Below are 18,691 nucleotides of genomic sequence, written 5' to 3'. Positions count from 1 at the left end.
ATTGAGCTTACTCAAACGAAGACCAAACAGGGGAAGTCGGCCATTTTAAGTCAAGTCCAGCAATGGATTTCAGGTTTACCCAGCTACATCAAGGCTTTAATGCCAAATTTGAGCTGCGAAACTTGAGTTATGAATAAATTCAATCGCTCCGACGTCCAGCCCTCTGGTGGGCTGCGTCGCAATCAGCACGTCGGGATCGCCGTCCACCTCCCGCGCAATAATAATTTTTTGCTGATTGCCTCCGGACAGCGCCCGGGCCGGAGTATGCTCGCTCGGCGTGCGGATATCGAACTCCCGAATCAGGCGGTTGGCGTGCCGGCTCATTTTATCGTAGTCCAAAAAGGTATGACGGCGAAAATCAGGGAAATAATAGCTTTTGAGGACGGAGTTTTCGCTTACGGTAAAATCGAGCACCAGACCTCTTTTTTGCCGGTCTTCGGGAATATAGCCGACCCTGGATTCGGCGATTTGGCGCGGAGTCGCATTATGAACCGGCTTGCCGTGAAGCCTGATTTCACCGCTCTGCACCCGCCTTAAGCCCGTCAGCACTTCGATAAGCTCCCGCTGCCCGTTGCCCTCGACGCCGGCAATGCCCAATATTTCGCCGCGTCTCAGCTCAAGCGACAGCTGCTTCAGGGCAGGGATGCCTCTATTGTCCAGCGCCGTAACCCGATGAAGCTTCAATATCGCTTCCTGCGGGTTCGCTTCCTTCTTGTCCACCGCGAAGCTGACCTGCCTGCCGACCATCTTGGAAGCCAGCTCGTCGGGCGACGTCTCCCGGACCGATACGCTGTCGATGACCTTCCCCCGGCGAATGATTGTGACTCCGTCGCATACGGCCATGATTTCCTTCAGCTTGTGGGTGATTAATATAATCGTCTTGCCCTCGTTCACCATGTTTTTCATAATCGCCATCAGGTCCTGAATTTCCTGCGGGGTCAGCACGGCGGTTGGCTCGTCAAAGATCAAAATATCCGCACCGCGGTACAATGTTTTCAGAATTTCCACACGCTGCTGCATCCCGACCGAAATGTCGCCGATCAGCTGGCCCGGCTCCACCTGCAAGCCGTAGCGCTCCGATAATTCGCGGACCTTATGCTCCGCACGGGAATAATCGATGCTTAGCCCCTTCTTCGGCTCCGTCCCCAAAATAATATTTTGCACCACCGTGTACGATTCAACGAGCATAAAATGCTGGTGGATCATCCCGATTCCGAGCTCGATCGCCGTTTTCGGGTCAGCAATCTGCACGCTGCGGCCGTTAATGCGAATTTCTCCCTCATCCGGCTGGTACAACCCGAACAAGATGTTCATCAGCGTCGATTTGCCTGCGCCGTTTTCTCCGAGCAGCGCATGAATCTCGCCCTTTCCGACCTTAAAGCTGATGGAATCGTTGGCGACGATTCCCGGAAACCGCTTCGTAATGCCAAGCATTTCTACAGCGATGTGCTCCTGTTGCATCGCGTATGTCACCTACTCCCCTGATCCTAAAAGATTGCATCATCGTCCGTACCCGGACAAAACCGGTTAATAACCGGCGTTCCCTTTCTTTCGCCCGGCCGGAGCCTTACTCCGTCACCGTCGGAACTTGAATATCGCCGTGCACGATCTTCACCGCATAATCCTGAACCTTCTTAAGCACGTCCTCGGGGATATTCGGATTGTTCTCCGGCAAGCCGACCCCGTTCTCCGCAAGCCCGAGCTCCTGAATGCCGCCTTTGAACTCGCCTTTGGCGACCTGATTGGAAATTTGATTGACCGCATGATCGACGCGTTTGACCATGGATGTGAGCGTAACTTCATTGCCGAAAGTAAGCGACTGGTCTTTATCGACGCCGATAACCCAGATGTCCTTGTTCTTCTTCTTGCGCTCGATCGCTTCGTTGAATACCCCGTCGCCCGTGGAGCCCGCCGCATGGAAGATGATGTCCACGCCGTCGTTGTACATTGTAGCTGCGGTCGCTTTGCCTTGATCGGGCGCATTGAATGCTCCGGTGTAGTTAATGACTACCTTGGCGCTCGGATTAACCGCTTTCACGCCTTCCGTAAAACCGATCTCGAAACGTTTGATCACCGGAATTTCCGATCCTCCGACAAAGCCGATCTTGCCCGTTTTGGTCATCAGTCCGGCTACGACGCCGACGAGATAGGAGCCTTCGTTCTCTTTGAACGTGACGGATTCGACGTTAGGCGCATCGACGACCGCGTCGATAATCGCCAGCTTGGCCGACTTGTTCTGATCGGCGACCTGCTTGACGGCATCGCCCATCATAAAGCCGATGCCCCAGGTCAAGCTGCGTCCGTCCTTGACGAATTGATTCAGGTTCGGGATATAATCCGCATCGCTTTGGCTTTGCAGGTAATCCACCTTCGCGTCCTTCGCCGCCGAAAATGCTTTCAAGCCTTCCCAGGCGCTTTGGTTGAAGGAATTGTCGTTCACCCCTCCGATATCGGTAACCATCCCGATCGACACGTTATTGGCGGCCGATGCGTTGCCCGCTGCCGGAGCCTCCTGCGTTTTGCCGCTCCCGCAACCGGTTACAACAATAGCCAATGCGATCGTCGCGATCAAAGATGCCATCCAGCTTTTTTTCACCATACTCATCCTTTAAACCCCTCTCGATTTTTTTGAAAATGGATTGCTGAAGTCTCTCTCGCTGCTTGCCCGTTATGTACTCCTTGACCCCCCTCTCTCTCCTTTCATTAGTTGAAATTAATTAAAAATAATTTTGATCAAATGTAACTTTTCATATTATATGGCCTCGATGAACTTTTGTAAATATATTTTTTCAATTTTGTTCAATCCTAATTTTTCCTAGAAAATAAGCGAAAAAAAAGAACGCAGGTTCATTGTCGAACCGACGTTCTCTTGGATTAAGGCAAAATTCAAAGAAACTATGAAACCTATAAAATGTACGGTTGTTCAGATTCGCTGAACGATTTCTTTCACCAAAGCTACGAAACCGGTTTTCACCTTCTCCGTCGTTTCGATCACTTCTTCATGGCAAAGAGGCTGCTCCAATATGCCTGCGGCCATATTGGAAATACATGAAATGCCCAATACCTCGATGCCCGCATAGTTCGCCGCGATCACTTCCGGCACGGTCGACATGCCTACCGCGTCTCCGCCCATGATCCGCGCCATGCGAATTTCCGCGGGGGTTTCGTAGGACGGCCCGGTAAAGCCGATGTAGACGCCCTCGCGCAGCTCCATCTGCAGAGTCTCCGCGGCGCCGTGCGCCAGCTCCCGCAGTTTCGCCGAATACGCCTGCGACATATCCGGAAACCGCGGCCCCAGCTTGGAATCGTTAGGCCCGATCAGCGGGTTGCCCGACATATGGTTAATATGATCGGAAATAAGCATCAAATCGCCCGGCCGGAATGATGTGTTCACTCCGCCCGCGGCGTTGGTGACGATGATCGTCTCCACTCCCAGCTGCTTCATGACAAATACCGGGAATACGACTTTATCCATTGCGTAGCCTTCGTAGTAATGGAACCGTCCCTGCATCGCCACGACCGGTTTCCCTTGCAGCATGCCGCATACCAACTGTCCCGCATGCCCCTCTACCGTAGAAACCGGGAAGCCGGGAATATCTTCGTACGCAATGACGACCGGATTTTCGATCAGATCCGCCAATACGCCTAAGCCGGAGCCGAGAATGAGTCCGATTTGCGGCGTAATGGCAAGTCTTTCTTTAATGTAGCCCGCGGCTTGTTCTCTTTGATCTGCAGATGTCATAGTACAACCTCCTCGTTATACTGCCCGAGCGCCGGCTCACGGCCGATTCTCCTCATGCCTGGCGAGCAGCGCTTTGGCCGTGTTCTGGTCGGTGATGAGCACGTTGGCGTACTGCCCCCGAAGCGCGCCGTAAATGGCCTTCACTTTTTTCGCTCCGCCGGCCACCAATATCGACTGTTCCTTCTGTTTCAAATCCGCCAGCTCGATGCCGATCGTCCGGTCATCCAGCCCGGTATTGCATATATTTCCATCCTCGTCGAAATAGCGGGAACAGATGTCTCCGACCGCCTTCTCCTTAATGATCTCCAAATCTTCATCCGTAAAATAATTCGATTGAATGAGCACCGAATCCGAATTCGTAAGCCCTACGGAAAAAATGGCGATATTCGCAAGCTTTCCCAAATCCAGCACTCTGCGGATATGGCGGTCCGACGTGATCGCCTGTCTCACAAGCGGATGGTCGACAATCGCCGGCAAATATAAGAAATAAGGCGATACATGAAACGCTCTGCTGAACAGATAAATGATCTCGGACGGCGAAACGGCGATATCGGCATGGCTGACCCCGCCGTTCAACTGAACGACCCGGGAATCGTTCAAATTTTTGTGCTGCAAGTTGGTGGCCACATGATACATCGTCAGCCCCCAGGAGGCGCCGATAATATCTTTGTCCTTCACGGTGTTCACCAAATAATCGGCGGCCGCTTCCCCGATAAATTTTTTGACGACATCATCGTCATACGTCGGCACGAAGGCGACGACCGCTTTCTTCAGCTGAAACGTCTCGCGCAGATCGTTCGCCAACGTCTCGCAGTCTTCCGCAGGGTCCACGATATGAATTTTAACGACCCCTTCGGCCTTGGCCTGCTGCAGCAGGCGCGACACGGTCGGACGCGATAAACCTAGCATTTCGGCGATCTGGTTCTGGTTGTAGTCCAGCTGATAGTATAATTTCGCGACTTCAATAACTTTTCTGAGCTTATCATCCTCCACTTTATTCCCACCCACCCATTCAAGAAATTATGTACATTTCTTGTTTAACTTAATTTCAGACCTTCTAAATATACCTTATTCTACTGAAAAATGCAACGAACTCCCTGCCGGTTCCGCCCAACAGAAATACCCCCGGGTTCCAACGAACGAACCGCCGAGGGCATTCCTGCATCTCATTATTTCCTAGTATGTCCACACTATAAACTATTTGTCAAAAATATGAAGATGGCTTTTGCGCAGCTTGTCCTTTTCCTCCGCGCTTATTTTATTGTTATTGTTATAAATCGCGCTTTCCCAGTCGCCGTACATCGGATTCGGGAAAACGATCAGTTTATCGCCGAACTGCTGCCGGACTTCGTCGGCCCGCCGGTCTCTATCCTGCTCCGAATTACCGACAAAGCCGTAAAAATCTTTCAGATTATCGCCGAAAAACAAAACGATTTCGTGAGTTTCGGACACTTGGTTAAAGCGGGCTTCCTTCCCCTTCTCCTCCGGCTGCTTCAACAGCACATGCCCGGAGACGGCTTGCGGAGCTTGAATGGCTTGCAAATTTTTGACCGTAGCCTCCGTTTGCGCTGCGCTGCGGTCGGATATATAGTAAATGTCGACTCCTTTGCCGTCCGCATAGTTCAGAAATTCAACGGCCCCCGGCACGGCCTTCGCTTCCGCCTTGTTCACCCATTCGTCCCATTTGTACGGATGTCCTTTGCCGGAGGCAATTTCCACGGCGTCGAACGGACTGTTGTCCAATACCGTTTCATCCAAATCCAGCACAATCGCGGGCTTTTTGGCCGTGCCTTGTGCCAAGGCCGCATCCAGCTTCCATTTGCCGATATTGTATCCTTGGTAATATAACGCTTTCGCCTCCGCTGCGGACTGGTACCATAACACAGCCATCACCTTTTGTTCGGCGATCGCATTGAACTTCGCTTCCGCCGCACTCTCCGCACCGCTTGCGGATTGCGGCTGTTCTGCGGCCGCAGCTGCCGGCTGCGCCGCTTCTTTCCCGCCGCCCGGGACTGCCTCCGGCGCGCTGCAGGCTGCAAGCGAAGCCGCCATCACCATTGCGGATACGGCGGTTGTCAACGTCTTCCATGATTTTAACGATGCCATCCGGTTCACCCCTCCTAATTTTCACCATACGAATATGGCGATATACTCCGCATTTCGAAACACGATCGCTATTCGGGAAACAACCCGCAGAAGCTCCTGCCGCTTACGAAGCCGGAATGGCGATTTCCTGCCCGGGATAAATGCGGTGCGGATTGGGCAGCTCGTTATATTCGGCCAGCTTTCTCCATTCCATCCCGTATTTCAGGGCAATCGCCGACAAGACGTCGCCCGGCTGTACGATATAGACTTCCCCCGGGGCGGCTGTCGTTGCGGCGGACTCTCGGCCCTCGCCCAAGATCAGCTCATATTTGGCAAAGCCGGAATCGAGCATGCCCGCATACCGGATGTTGGCGCTGCTCTCGGCAAGAGCCCGGGCAGCGGGAGACGATTCGAACACCAGCGTCGGATTGCCCCGGATCGGCGCCAGCGACCAATTTCCGTCGGCCGAAGGGTTGATCGGAGAATTGTTTCTAATATAGTCGATGAGAATTTCCCTGTTTTCATCCGGAGAATCGACCGCAATATTATCGCCGGTCAGCCCAGGGAAGCTTCCGCCTCCGCTCGCCCGGTAATTGTTCGTGGCGACGAGAAACTTTTGATTCGGATCGATCGGCTTGCCGTCATATTGCAGATGAACGATTCTGTGGGCATCGGGGTTGACGAGCTTGCCGCCGGAGCCGTATCTGGCCGGCTGCGTCACGTCGATCTCATACGTAACGCCGTCGATAATATCGAATTTGTAGGCAGGAAAGCTCGCATTGATCAAATCCTGCTCCCCGGCCTTGTCCGGATCGATCTGGTTGAACTGGAGAGCCGACATCTCAAGCCATTCTTTCACTTCCGCACCCGTCATCAGCACCGCCTTGAGCGTGTTCGGATACACATACAGATCGGCCGCATTGTTCACCGCGATCGTCCCTGCCGGAATATCCGTATAATAGTTCGGTCCGCTTCTGCCGCCGGCCTTGAACGGGGCTCCCGCCGACAACACCGGAATGCCGTCCAGCTCGGTGCCCTCGATATGCTTCTCCACGTACCATTTCTGGGCATTCGTCAATATTTGAATGGACGGATCGTCCTGCACTACCGCAAAATAGCTTGTAATCTGCGCCGTAGTCGCTCCGACAGGCCCGCGAATATACGCCAGCGTCGCTTCGTGATCATCTTTCACGGCGTTCGCCACCTCTTCATCCGCATCCGCAAGCGGTACGATTCGCTTATCCTGCGTCTCGTAAATCGCCCGCGTGTGCGACCGGGAGTCCGCGACCCGCCATGTCCCGCCGCTTTTTTGCAGCGTAAGATCAATGATGCCGAGATGATTGCCCCAAAATCCGGGTTCGACGGCGGGAATGCCGTTGATCGTTCCTTTGTCCGCATCGACGCCCGGAATGCCCTGGAAGCTCTCTGACGGGAAGACGGCATGCGCGTGGCCGAATAAAATGACGTCGATGTCCTTCACTTTGCTGAGCAAAAATGAAGCGTTTTCATCCATCCCTTTGCGTTCCTCGCTGCCAAGTCCGGAGTGAGGAATGGCAATAATAAGATCGGCGCCCTCCGCTTTCATCTTCGGCACGAACGTCTCCGCCGACTCAACAATGTCTTTCACGATCACCTTGCCCTGCAAATTCGCTTTGTCCCATTTCACGATTTGCGGCGGCACGAAGCCGATGACGCCTATTTTCAGCCGTTGCTCCCTGCCGCTTTCATCTACGAAGCTTCTATCCAAAATTTGATACGGCGTGAACAAGTTTCGGTCGTTATCCGGATTTTGATCCTGATCGTCTATGTACACGTTCGAGTTCACATAAGGAAAGTTTGCGCCCTTCAAGCTCTTTTGCAAAAAATCCAAGCCGAAATTAAATTCATGATTCCCGATATTGCCCGCATCGTAATTGAGCAAATTCAACGCTTTATATACCGGATGCGTCTCCCCGTCCTGCAGCGGGCGGACGAGCGCGACGTAATCGCCGAGCGGGTTACCCTGGATAATATCCCCGTTGTCGAACAATAGGCTGTTCTTCGCCTCTTCTCTTGCTTTCTTAATATGAGAGGCGGTTTTGACAAATCCGAACTCTTCCGACTGCTGATCCTGGTAATAATCGTAATTCATAAGATGAGTATGAATATCCGATGTTTCCATAATTCTCAATTTCATCTCGGCCTCCGGACCGTCCGCCCGAACCGCGCCGTCCGGATAAGCCCCGCCGCTGAGCAGCAGACCCGAGATCAATAATCCTTTGGCTAACCTGTGCGTTTTTCTCATCGATATCACTCCCATCATTCATTCCATAAAGTAAGAACGGCTCTGCGTAAAGAGGTAAATCAGGGAAATCGGATTCATTTACATAGATTCACACCTCCCAGAAAAAATGTTCATATCATTTATGACTTTATTGCAAGCGTTGTCATATTATCACATAACTTTCATGTCTTCAACCTCATTTTTTAGAAAAACGGCAAAAAAATCGGTTGCATTTTAAATATTCCCCATGCTACAATTCACGTAATTTCATGAAGGAGTGATACATTTGTTCAAATCAAAAGCTATTTCTACTATCGCTGTAAGCGCAATCATCTCATCTATGCTCGCCGCATCCGCCTTCGCCGATGCTCCGAAATCCCTCTCGCATCTCGACTGGATGCAGCAGAAAGCGATCGTTGAGGGGGATCAAAGCGGCACCTTGGCTTTGGACCGCAATATTACGCTGTCCGAGCTGGCAACCGTCATTGCCCGATTGAAAGGTCAAACCAAGCTGGCGCCCGACGCTTCGATCCGCCATTGGGCGTCCGGAGCGTTATCCTGGGCGAAGCAGCAAGGCATCGTCTCGGCTTCGGATCTGCTCGCGCCCGACGCGCCGTTACCGGCGGCGAACATCGTAGATATCGCCAAGAAGGCCGGCTACAGCCTTTCCTTGCCGCAGAGCGGCTCTTTCGTCACGCGCCAAGACCTCTTGCAGGCTTTAGGGGACGCGGCCACTTTACATATTACGATTGCCCACACCAACGATGTGCACGGGCACATCGACGAGAACAAGTCTTCTAAAGAATTCGGCTATGCCAAAATTGCCACGCTCATTAAACAAATGCGCGCCGAAAATCCGAATTTCTTGCTGATGGATGCGGGAGATACGTTCCAGGGAACGGTTTTCGCCAATTTGTTTAAAGGGGAATCTATCGTACCGATCCTCAATGCTTTGAAATATAACACGCAGGCGGCTGGCAACCACGACTTCGACTTCGGCTACGAGCAGCTTGTAAAGCTGAAAGGCATGGTCGACCATCCGATCATCAGCTCCAACGTATTTAAAAAAGAGGACGGCACCGAGCTGCTGCAGCCTGTCTACTATACAGAAATCGGCGGCAAAACCTTTGCTTTCCTCGGGTTTACGACCGACGAAACGCCGATCGTCACACATCCGGATAACGTAAAAGCGCTTACGTTCAAAAATCCGATCGAAGTAGCCAAGCAGATGGTTCCCGAATTGAAGAAAAAAGTCGACCATGTCGTCGTCGTATGCCATGACGGCATCGAAGTGGACCGGGAAATGGCCCGCGCCGTGCCGGGAATCGATCTCATCATCGGGGGTCATTCTCATACCAGACTTACCGAGCCCGAGCACATCAACGGCACTTATATCGTGCAAGACTGGGAATACGGCAAATCGCTGGGGCGCGCCGATCTGTACTATTTAAACGATGAGCTTGTAGGCTTTACCGGCGGCTTGCTGGAATACGACGAGAAAGTGCAGGCCGATCCCGAGGTTGAGAAGCTGGTGCAAAATGTCGTGAGTCATATCGATAAAGAATTGGATGCCGTCATCGCTAAATCGGAGGTCAAGCTGGAGGGAGAGCGTACGATCGTCAGAACCCAGGAGACGAATCTCGGCAATCTGATTGCGGATGCTTTGCTGGATAAAACGAAGTCCATCGCAGGATATGAAGCGGATGTCGCGCTGATTAACGGAGGAGGCGTCAGGGCGACGGTCAATGCGGGCGACGTCACGAAGAAGAGTCTGTACGACGTTCTGCCTTTCCCTAACACGCTGGTGGTCACGGAGCTTACCGGCAGCGAGCTGCAAGCCGCGATCGAGAACGGCGTATCCAAGGTCGAAATAGCCGAAGGCCGCTTCCCGCAAATTAGCGGCATGTCGTTCGCCTATTCGAAGAATAAGCCTGCCGGACAACGGGTGCTGGAGCTGAAAGTGAACGGGCAGCCGGTCGATCCGAACAAAACTTACAAAGTGGCCACCAACGATTTCATTGTCGCCGGCGGCGACGGCTATTCGATGATGATGGACAAGAAATCGTTCAACACCGGCTTCACCTTGTACGATGTTTTGGAGGAATTTTTCATGAAGCGCGGTACGCTGAGCCCGTCGGTGGAAGAGCGGATCGTTGAAGTGAACGGATAACAAGTTACCAGGAACATCCCCGAAATAAATACCGCTGTCATTTCGAAAAAGGACCGCCCGGCATCTGAAACTAGCTGCCGGACGGTCCTTCCACGTTCCGTCAATCCAAAATCATTTTGGCTAACGCCGCAAGGTACTGAATATCGATCGCAATGGAATATTTGGTTTGAAAAGTTGATTTTTATTAGACTCTTAAATTAAAGATCTCCTATATATTTTAAATCTCTTACGGAATCCGCGGCCGCGTGCCGGACAAGGGCTTTCGCCGGTTTGGCCGTTCAATTACAGAGAAAACGGTCCTTGCGGCGCATAAAGACAGAGCGATGAGCGATCGGGCGTATAAAAACATACGAATATTGATGCGAACCGGCGCATACTCGGGTTATTCACAGCAGATGGCTTAAGGAAGCTAATTTCCGCGTAATGAAGCGGCTTATGCAGCTCGTCCCCGTCTGCGATTCTGTTTTTATCCGTACCGTGAACGAGCCGGGCGCGGCTTGAAGGCCGGCGGCCGGCCTATCCACGATAATCGATCTGTTTTTATCCGTTGCAGGTGAAATAAACGCTCGTCCTGCAGCCGGCCAAAGCGGCGCGCGCTCATTCTTGTATAAATATGCGGCAGCATCTGCGGGAAATCGGAACATCGGCGAAAGGGGTTATAAAAGGAAGGGAACGGCGAAGAGCCCTCTTTGAACACAATTTCAAAAAAAGAGAGCTAGTTGTTCGAGCTTATGCAGTTGACGAGGAAATGTTCCAGCTTGAAGCCGTGCGGAACGTCAGGGGCTCGCTTCCATTTCGGCAGCTGTGCGATTCGGGTTAGCATCCACTGCATAACCGCAGAGGGGCTTTCCTGCCGGAATTTCTTGAGCGCGTACTCTTCGATAACGCGGTATTCGTCCGGATCGGCCTGCATCTTATAGGCATAGGCGCGAATGTCCCCGGCCTCCTGCCGTCCCACCCGCTGTTCAAGCGCCTCGTTGGCGCGGCGGTAAGCCGCCGGACTGTGCACCGGAGCGGATGTGTAATCCCGGTTCAAGATCGGAAGAGCGGTTTTGCACATCGTCCGGAACGATTTCAGATCGAACCGGCTCACGGCGGCGGCGAATTCGTAAGAACGCTTGCCGATCTCATCGCGGCCGCGAGGAGCTATAAACGGATACAATCCCGTCTTCCTGGCAATATCCAGATACAGCGCGATCCCTTGATTGCGAACCTCGTCCTTGACGAATTGCAGCAGATCGAGAGGGAAAATCCGATGCTTCCGGTACAAATCCTTTATTTTCAACAGGACGTAGCGAATAAACGAAAGGCTTTTCTTTTTCATCAAGGTGACCAGCTGGATCAAGGTTTGGCCCTGGTTGTGCTGCTCCAGCTCGCCGATGCCGAGCTTCTCCAGCTGCTCCCGAATGAATCGGGTCATCCGGTAGTACGGCCGCTTCGGCCGGACGACATCGTGATAGGAGGCGCCTTTTTCCTTCTTAATAATATAGTAGGGATTGATCGAGTAAGACGCTTTATAATAGCCGGTGGCGTTCGGCTTGATCGCCGCGCTTGCGGCAAACAGCGGCTGCCCGTCCATGACCGGCCTCCTGCACAGAAGCTCGAGGAGCCCTCTGATTTGATTCAGATTGGTTTTATGAAGCAGCTTGTACAAGCCGCCGTCCTTGCCGTCGTTGCGCAGATTTTTTTCCACCGTTTTATCCGGACGGTCGTTTTGCTGCGCCGCGGCCTCCAGATACCATTTTTGCGCGGCCAACGGCAGCTCGCCGAAGGCTTCGGTATATACGGCGGGAGGCAGCAGAAAATAATACCCGATCGTCCCCGTATCGGGCTGAAGGTATTGGCTCAGCGTATAATGATAGGTGCCTGTAATCTCCTCGCGGACCGGCTCGATGAGCCCCAGGTCGACGAACTTTTGGAAGGAAACGTAGAATTGATCGTTGGTAACGGGGGTTTCGAATAATTCGGCTTGTTTCTGATAAATCCGGTTGCGGTTGCAAAACTCCAAAGCCCCTTTCGTATTAAAGGCGGCCTGAATCGTAATGAACAGCTGGATGTCGGACTTCGTAATGTGATGAACGAGGCGGCCCCTGCCGTCGTTGCGGAACCGGAACCGGTCCTTGTTGTAATCGAAGGGCTCTTCTATATGTTTGAAAGCTTCGTAGAAACGGTGGCTGACGACGACCGGATTCGTAGGCTGGAGAAGCGCTTTGCCTTTCAAATTATTAAGAAACATCAGTTTGTTCACGCAGGGCGCCCTCCTTTCCACCGGCCATCCGCTTGGGCGGCGATCTATACGAATTCATAGATTTTTGCTGCTCGTTTTGATATAATAAGAAAAAGACAACAACGAAATAGGCCTCTGAATGTCCAATTTTTTTGGAAATTCAAGAAGCTTGTCTTCTGGAGTTGCGATCCTTATCGTTGGTAGCGAGCGCGGATCGGACTCGAATGGTTCTTGTCTGCTGAGTACTGGTAATACTCAGTCATCACTGGCATGTTGGTAGCATCCAGTTTGAAAGCTTCCATGAAGATGGAGGCTTTTTTTGTTGTTTTACACAGGCGCTGGTTTCGCCTTTATAACGTTATGTAGAATAGACGGTTTTCTTTGGTAGTAGACAACTCGCCTATTTCTTTTATCCACATGTGGATAACTTTCTTTTTTCGACAAGAACCATTATATCAACATTGGTAATATGATGTAAGATGCGATAGAGTACGACGATTTTGTAAAAAGAGCCGTTTTTCCGAGGAAAATCTAGGTACGCGTTTTTGGTAAAAACCCCAAACCCCCTCAACTTACGGGATGTAAGCGGTATATCATGCTGCCGGTAAAAATATTTCGAGGTCTGGTACGCATATTTCGTAAAATGAAGCAAACGAATACGCGTTTCAAGTAAAAAGCGATTAATAAGTACGCGATTCTCGTAAAAAACGATAAATTATAAGATGGATAACTTCCCGCGGCAGCTCAAACAGGATACAATTGACATTTTGAGGTACGTTATTTTCGTAAAAAGCCAATTTTGAGTACGCATTTTTCGTAAAAACCGATACTAGACTACGTGAATCGGGTAAAAAGCTATCGGCAAGTACGCTGTATAGGTTAAAAGCCGGGTATTAAGTACGCATATGTTGTAAAAAGCCATGCCGGGTTATCCACAGAAATGGATGATCCCTATTTCTTCAAGCAGGGTGAAAACCGGGCCGAGATACTATGCCGCCACAGTTCTGAAGTAAAAAGAAAAGCCCTGCACGAATGCAGAGCTTCCTTTTTACAATGCTTGGTACGCGTATTTTGTAAAAAACGCGGCTTATTGGATGAGCGACGGGGTGGACGTTCCCGTAAAGAAGTCGGCTTTTTCCGATTCGGTCACGGGAGTCAGTATAATTTCAAACCCGTTGCCGACCCGTTTGTAGTCGCTGATCAGAATATTGGCTTCTTTAAATTCCTGCAGCGACGCTTCGATTTGCTTGAGGTTGCTGTCGATCCGTTTGGAACGGAAGCGGATGCGGTCCGAAAAGAACGTATATTCGAAATGGCGCTTCATATTGCGGCCTTGCAGGTAGGCGTCCAGCCGCTCCTTCTGAAAAGCGTAAATTAAAATTTTGGACAGCCGATTCTCCAAACGGTGAATAAAGTGGCTGTAAATTTGCACCGTCTGCTTCGTAATAAACTGCTGATGCAGCGTATCGGAAAATTTGATCTCCGCATAGCGGCGGCCCGTCGCGTCTTCCTTGGAAACGAGGACGTATTCGAATAAATTGTACAGGAACGTCGTGCGCGTCTCTTTATTCGGCCCGGTCGTTCTCCCTTCCAGACTGAACCGGCCGATCTTCTGCAGTCGCTTCGTGATCAGATCGTACGCCTTCTGGCTAGTATTGCCGTAAATGCGCGTGAGCAGCGGCCGCAGATCAAAGGCGATCGTCTTGTCCGTATAAAAGCGCTCGGCCCGGTGCTCCATCACATGCTCGATAATTTCCGAATCGGTCTCGTCGAGCAAAAACATTTTGTCGATCTGCACTTCCTCATTCTCTTCAATCGAAATAAACGAACGCAGGACGCGGTTATCGCTTAATTTGTAATCGTCGTATAAAATCGTCGCTTTTTGCTCGGAATCGAACAGCACGTTGCCCCGCATCTTGGCTTTGCCGTCGGCGAAGATCGGATTCTCGATCAAATCCTTGAACCGGTGCGTAATCCAGTTGCGAGGCGCATTTTTCAGAAAATCGGCGATGATGTAAACAAAGTCGTTCTCGAACGCCTTCTCGATCTGGTACTGCTGCTTCGAATCGAGATACGGATAATCGGTGAGCCGGGTGTCGACGTCGACGGCCCACGCTTCGATTTCCTCCAGGCGGGTTTGTACGAACCGGCTTTCGTCTTTAATGTCTTTAAGCATTTCCTTGAAGCTGTCGTCGGCCGATTTGCTTTCCAGAAACTTGAGCAGCACTTCCCGCTCTTCGTGAATGCTGGAGGCGTTCTTGGTCTCCACTTCCTTCTTCAGCTGCTTAAACCAGTTTTTCTTCGTTAATTGCCGCCTTCTATGATAAGTCGATTTAATCTCCAATAAATCAACGACATCGTCATCATTGAAAAATATATTATTCATAATATTGCGCATATAGGTTTCGATAGAAGGGCTCGAATCGTATTCGTCTTGAAGCACCAGCTTCAGAAGCTTCTCCTTCGTCTTCTCCCCGATCAGCACCAGGAGCTCGTCAAATATAAATCGAGGAATTTCCTGTATTTTAACGCTCATCCTATTCCCCCCGGTCATGTTCACTATCTTTATTTTATAGGTTCTAGCAAAAATAAACAATGGAAAGGATAGAGAAAACTGTCTCGCTAATGATTATGTCGGGTTATCGCCGCTTCTATTATAATGAAAACAACTGCTAGAGAGTATGAAGCGATGCAGCAAAGACCGGTTTAGGAGGATGGCAACGATGTGGAATCCCGACGCATTTCTGGAACATATGCTGTGGAGCAAGCGCCCGGCTTATTCATTCGAAGCAAAGACCCCGGAGCAGTGGAGCGAATGGAGAGCGGCGCTGAAGGAAGTGCTGCTGCAAAAGCTGGCCGTTCCGGACGGTATGGGGCAAGCGCTCGCTCCCGTCGTTCTGGAGCGGATCGACTGCGGCGATTATATCCGCGAACGCGTTCAGCTGACGACGCTGCCTCACTTAACGATGCCCGCGTACGTATTGAAGCCGAAGCAAGGCGAGGCGCCGTATCCGGCCGTTATCGCCTGTCCCGGCCACGGCTACGGCAGCAAGGAGCTGGTCGGGCTGCTGCCGGACGGAAGCCCGCGGCTGGGCGAGCCAGGCATCTACCAGGACTATCCGGCCGCCTTGGCGCGCAGAGGCTTCATCGTCATCGTGCCCGAAATGCTCGGGCTCGGTGACCGCAGGTTGCAGGCCGACCGGGATAAGGAGCCGAAGGACACGTCCTGCTTCCGGCTGGCCTCGCATCTGCTGATGGCCGGATACACGCTCGCCGGCTGCCGCGTGTACGAGATGATGCGCTGCGTCGATTATTTGCACACCCGTCCGGATGCGGATTCCGTCCGGGTCGGGTGCATGGGCTTCTCCGGCGGCGGCCTGATTATGGCATTAACCGCCGCCGTGGACGAGCGGATTCGCGCCGCCGTGATCAGCGGTTATACGAACACGTACCGCGACAGCATCTTGGCCAAGTCCCACTGCGCCGACAATTATATCCCGGGCCTTCTGAGCGCCGCGGAAATGCCGGACTGGTTCGGGCTGATCGCCCCCCGTCCCCTGTTCATCGAATCCGGTCTTGAGGACGGCGGATTTCCGGTTGCGGGGGCGCTCAAGGCGATCGAGCGCATTCGGGCGGTTTACGACGTTCTCGGCTCCGGCGAGCGGATGGATCAGCATATTCATCCCGGGAAGCACGAGGTGTCCGGAGCCAAGTCGTACGACTGGCTGCAGCGCCATTTGCAGGCATGAGCCGAGACTTCGCTTCGCGGGAGGCCGTTTCCTGCAATCGCTTTCCGAATCAAGCGGGCCAGTAGCGGAGGCGCTCCGGCCCCGGGTCCGGAGCACGGCCTTAAGCGGACAGGACGGGGCAAGGCGCGATGCGCTACTCCCCGTTCTGCTCATTCAGCCACATTCCTCTGTATTGTCCCGGCGTCATGCCGGTCGTCTTTTTGAAATAACGGATGAAGTTTTGCGGATTATTATATTGCAGTTTTTGGGAAATATCGGCGATTTTCATCTCGGTTTCTATCAGCCATTTTTTGGCGATTTCCATCCGGTAGGAAAGTAAATATTCCGTAAAATTGACGTTCAAGCTTTTTTTCAGCGCTCTGCGTAAATAGCTCGAATGGTAGTTCAAGCGGGAAGCGCATTCTTCCAGCGTCAGATCGCGGTCATATTCGGTTTGAATAATGCGGATGACTTCATTGGAGATTTTCTGGTAAGGCGCTTCCTTGCCGCTCTCCTCCGTCTCGATCATCGGAGCGATAATATGCAGATGGAACCATTGTTCAATTTCCTGAACGGTGTTCAGTCTTTGCAGCTGTTCATACAGCGGAACGGCGTTCGTGTCGAGCGAAGCGAAGGTAGCGGCCGCCTGCTCCGGGATGTACAGCAGATCGAGCAGCAGCTTCATCAGCCAGTTTTGCATTTGATTATGCGTCAGCTCGCGGTTGGACAAAATTTGCAGAAACTCCTTTAACAGCGCATGGGCTCTCTTCTCGTCGGCGAACTTCACCGCTTCTACCAGCTGCTTCTCCAGATGCTCCGGGAAAAACACCATCTGCGTCTCCGGTTCCTCGTTCTCGATGAACAGGATCGTCTCCGACTGCTTCGCAATCCGGTATTTCAACGCGTCAAGCCCCTCGGCATAAGCCTTATAGGTTTGCTCATACTCCTTATAGGGGCGGCTGATTCCGGCGCTGACCGGTATGCCGAGATAGGTAAGCACGTTAGCCTGCACCTGCCGGATCGCATTCGACAGAAACTGTTTAAACTCGTCCTGAGAGTCCTCATTGCCGGCAATGACGGTCATCTGCGCCTGCTCCATAACGATCGGGTACAAGCGCCGGTCCGCCGGTATCGTCTCTTCGACAATATTGCTGATCGCATATAGCAGCAGATCGCGGTCAGGCTCCCCGAATCGGGTCCCCTTCAGCGAATCGATCCGGATCGTCACGACGGCGAGCCAGCTCGGGCGGGCGTTATAGCCGAACAGCGCCAGCTGCTCCTGAATTTCATGGGACGAGAGCTCGCCTTGGGCCAGCTTGAACATCATAAACGGTCTAAGCTCCATCCGCAGTCTCTTCACATGGCCGGTGACGTGCAAATAGTTTTGCGACATTTTATCGATCCGCCGTTCAATGACGGTAAATTCGTCCTGCGTATCCTGCAGGCCCCCGCCCGTCTCCTCGGGGTCCGTCGCCTTCTGGTATAACGAACGAACCGGCCGGTATAAATTATTCGTTCCCTGCAGCGACAGCATAATAATGGCGGCGATCATAACCGCGCATGCCCAGAGGGTCGCCCAGCCGATAGACTTGGATTCCCGCGTGATGCTGTCGAGCGATACCATGGAAACATACGTCCAGCCGTTATAGGTCGACTTGCGGAAGGTGAAGCCGAACTCCTCCTGCCCGATCGTGCCGGTGCGATAGCCGCTCAGCCCGGGAGATTGCCGCACTTCCTCGAACACCGGCAGGCTGCGCATAGCAAGCTCGCGGTCCGCCTCCATATTCGTCTCCATTATGTCCCCCTTATCGTCCAGTACGATCAGCGAACCCAGCTCGCTGCTGCGCGGAATCGTCTTAAACAGCTGCTGGGTAGACATTTGCGTCACCAAATAAGCGGAAGAAGGGAGCGAGTAATTGGGAAAACGTTTTATTAAATAGACAGACGTCGGCCCCGTTTGACCCGGGCCTGTTTTCGGCGCTTGCGTCATCCACTTGATCGGCTTGTCGAGCTCGGCTAACAGCACGGGGGAATCGGGGTCCAGCGCTTCCTCCAGCTTGGCGTAGCCTTTGTTGTTAATGATCCACTGCTGATCCATATTGATCAGCTCGATATCGCGGATGCCCAGCTCGTAAATTTGAATGCGCTGCATCGATTCCAGCAGCTTGTCGACGAGCGGATAGTTTTTGGCGTTAATCGGCGTTTGCAGCACATCGGTAACCGCTTGCGAATTGCCGAGCTGGAAAATGGAGAAATCGATGATTTTCAAGGTGTTCTCCAATTGCGTCTGCGTCTGCAGCAGCAGCTGATCGTTGCCTTTGAGCACCTTGCTTTCAATGAGACTGGACGATTTCATATATGAAAAGATGCCCAGCACCACAACGGGAACGGCGCCGAGCAGCAGGCATAGCATGAACAGTTTTGTCTGATAGCGGGACAGCTTGAGCTTCATCACATTCTCTCATTCCTTCGTGAA

General features: G+C 52.2%; 11 protein-coding genes. 2 read left to right on the top strand and 9 right to left on the bottom strand.

The window, feature by feature from the left end; all coding sequences use genetic code 11:
- Positions 1-96: 96 nt before the first annotated feature.
- The 6 genes from N0M98_RS22550 to N0M98_RS22525 all read right to left on the bottom strand — a co-directional run bounded on the left by N0M98_RS22550 (position 97) and on the right by N0M98_RS22525 (position 8,111).
- Positions 97-1,461: an ABC transporter ATP-binding protein gene (locus N0M98_RS22550; RefSeq protein ID WP_310944242.1), complete on the bottom strand. Its 1,365-nt coding sequence runs from the start codon at positions 1,459-1,461 to the stop codon at positions 97-99.
- Between the two features lie 106 nt (positions 1,462-1,567).
- Positions 1,568-2,596 carry a BMP family lipoprotein gene (locus N0M98_RS22545; protein ID WP_375295543.1) on the bottom strand — a complete coding sequence of 343 codons (1,029 nt, stop codon included), beginning with the start codon at positions 2,594-2,596 and terminating at the stop codon, positions 1,568-1,570.
- A 327-nt stretch (positions 2,597-2,923) separates the two neighbouring features.
- Positions 2,924-3,742, bottom strand: coding sequence for a purine-nucleoside phosphorylase (locus N0M98_RS22540; RefSeq protein ID WP_259619244.1), 819 nt, complete (start codon positions 3,740-3,742; stop codon positions 2,924-2,926).
- 36 nt (positions 3,743-3,778) lie between these two features.
- The gene (gene deoR / locus N0M98_RS22535; RefSeq protein WP_249864518.1) at positions 3,779-4,735 is read right to left on the bottom strand and encodes a DNA-binding transcriptional repressor DeoR; all 957 of its coding nucleotides are present in this window, start codon (positions 4,733-4,735) and stop codon (positions 3,779-3,781) included.
- A gap of 204 nt (positions 4,736-4,939) precedes the next feature.
- On the bottom strand, positions 4,940-5,848 hold the full coding sequence (locus tag N0M98_RS22530; protein WP_375295541.1) for a 5'-nucleotidase, lipoprotein e(P4) family: 909 nt from the start codon (positions 5,846-5,848) through the stop codon (positions 4,940-4,942).
- A gap of 103 nt (positions 5,849-5,951) precedes the next feature.
- Positions 5,952-8,111 carry a bifunctional 2',3'-cyclic-nucleotide 2'-phosphodiesterase/3'-nucleotidase gene (locus N0M98_RS22525; RefSeq protein ID WP_259619243.1) on the bottom strand — a complete coding sequence of 720 codons (2,160 nt, stop codon included), beginning with the start codon at positions 8,109-8,111 and terminating at the stop codon, positions 5,952-5,954.
- Positions 8,112-8,430: 319 nt separating this feature from the next.
- On the opposite strand from N0M98_RS22525, the gene N0M98_RS22520 reads away from it, so the two are divergent.
- Complete coding sequence (locus N0M98_RS22520) at positions 8,431-10,260, top strand: bifunctional metallophosphatase/5'-nucleotidase (RefSeq protein WP_510823381.1); 1,830 nt, start codon at positions 8,431-8,433, stop codon at positions 10,258-10,260.
- Between the two features lie 715 nt (positions 10,261-10,975).
- Here the strand turns inward: N0M98_RS22520 and N0M98_RS22515 are convergent.
- Both N0M98_RS22515 and N0M98_RS22510 read right to left on the bottom strand, forming a co-directional pair.
- Entirely contained in the window at positions 10,976-12,508 is a 1,533-nt protein-coding gene (locus tag N0M98_RS22515) for a hypothetical protein (protein ID WP_259619242.1), read from the bottom strand.
- Positions 12,509-13,574: 1,066 nt separating this feature from the next.
- A complete protein-coding gene (locus tag N0M98_RS22510) occupies positions 13,575-15,023 on the bottom strand; it encodes a hypothetical protein (RefSeq protein WP_259619241.1) in 1,449 nt (482 codons plus the stop codon).
- Positions 15,024-15,201: 178 nt separating this feature from the next.
- On the opposite strand from N0M98_RS22510, the gene N0M98_RS22505 reads away from it, so the two are divergent.
- Positions 15,202-16,236, top strand: coding sequence for a dienelactone hydrolase family protein (locus N0M98_RS22505; protein ID WP_259619240.1), 1,035 nt, complete (start codon positions 15,202-15,204; stop codon positions 16,234-16,236).
- A 133-nt stretch (positions 16,237-16,369) separates the two neighbouring features.
- Here the strand turns inward: N0M98_RS22505 and N0M98_RS22500 are convergent, their stop codons facing one another.
- Positions 16,370-18,667, bottom strand: a complete 2,298-nt coding sequence (locus N0M98_RS22500; protein WP_259619239.1) for a helix-turn-helix domain-containing protein — start codon at positions 18,665-18,667, stop codon at positions 16,370-16,372.
- Between the last annotated feature and the right edge of the window lie 24 nt (positions 18,668-18,691).

The organism is Paenibacillus doosanensis (genome assembly GCF_025060755.1).
Classification (GTDB): Bacteria; Bacillota; Bacilli; order Paenibacillales; family NBRC-103111; genus Paenibacillus_S; species Paenibacillus_S doosanensis.
This window is presented reverse-complemented; position numbering and strand designations above follow the sequence as displayed.

What these genes read in the sequence shown, in the direction of transcription:
- N0M98_RS22520 (WP_510823381.1), top strand. Translation starts at nt 8,431, where the DNA reads ATGCTCGCCGCATCCGCCTTCGCCGATGCTCCGAAATCCCTCTCGCAT.
- N0M98_RS22550 (WP_310944242.1), bottom strand. Translation starts at nt 1,461, where the DNA reads ATGCAACAGGAGCACATCGCTGTAGAAATGCTTGGCATTACGAAGCGG.
- N0M98_RS22530 (WP_375295541.1), bottom strand. Translation starts at nt 5,848, where the DNA reads ATGGCATCGTTAAAATCATGGAAGACGTTGACAACCGCCGTATCCGCA.
- N0M98_RS22500 (WP_259619239.1), bottom strand. Translation starts at nt 18,667, where the DNA reads ATGAAGCTCAAGCTGTCCCGCTATCAGACAAAACTGTTCATGCTATGC.
- N0M98_RS22510 (WP_259619241.1), bottom strand. Translation starts at nt 15,023, where the DNA reads ATGAGCGTTAAAATACAGGAAATTCCTCGATTTATATTTGACGAGCTC.
- N0M98_RS22540 (WP_259619244.1), bottom strand. Translation starts at nt 3,742, where the DNA reads ATGACATCTGCAGATCAAAGAGAACAAGCCGCGGGCTACATTAAAGAA.
- N0M98_RS22525 (WP_259619243.1), bottom strand. Translation starts at nt 8,111, where the DNA reads ATGAGAAAAACGCACAGGTTAGCCAAAGGATTATTGATCTCGGGTCTG.
- N0M98_RS22505 (WP_259619240.1), top strand. Translation starts at nt 15,202, where the DNA reads ATGGCAACGATGTGGAATCCCGACGCATTTCTGGAACATATGCTGTGG.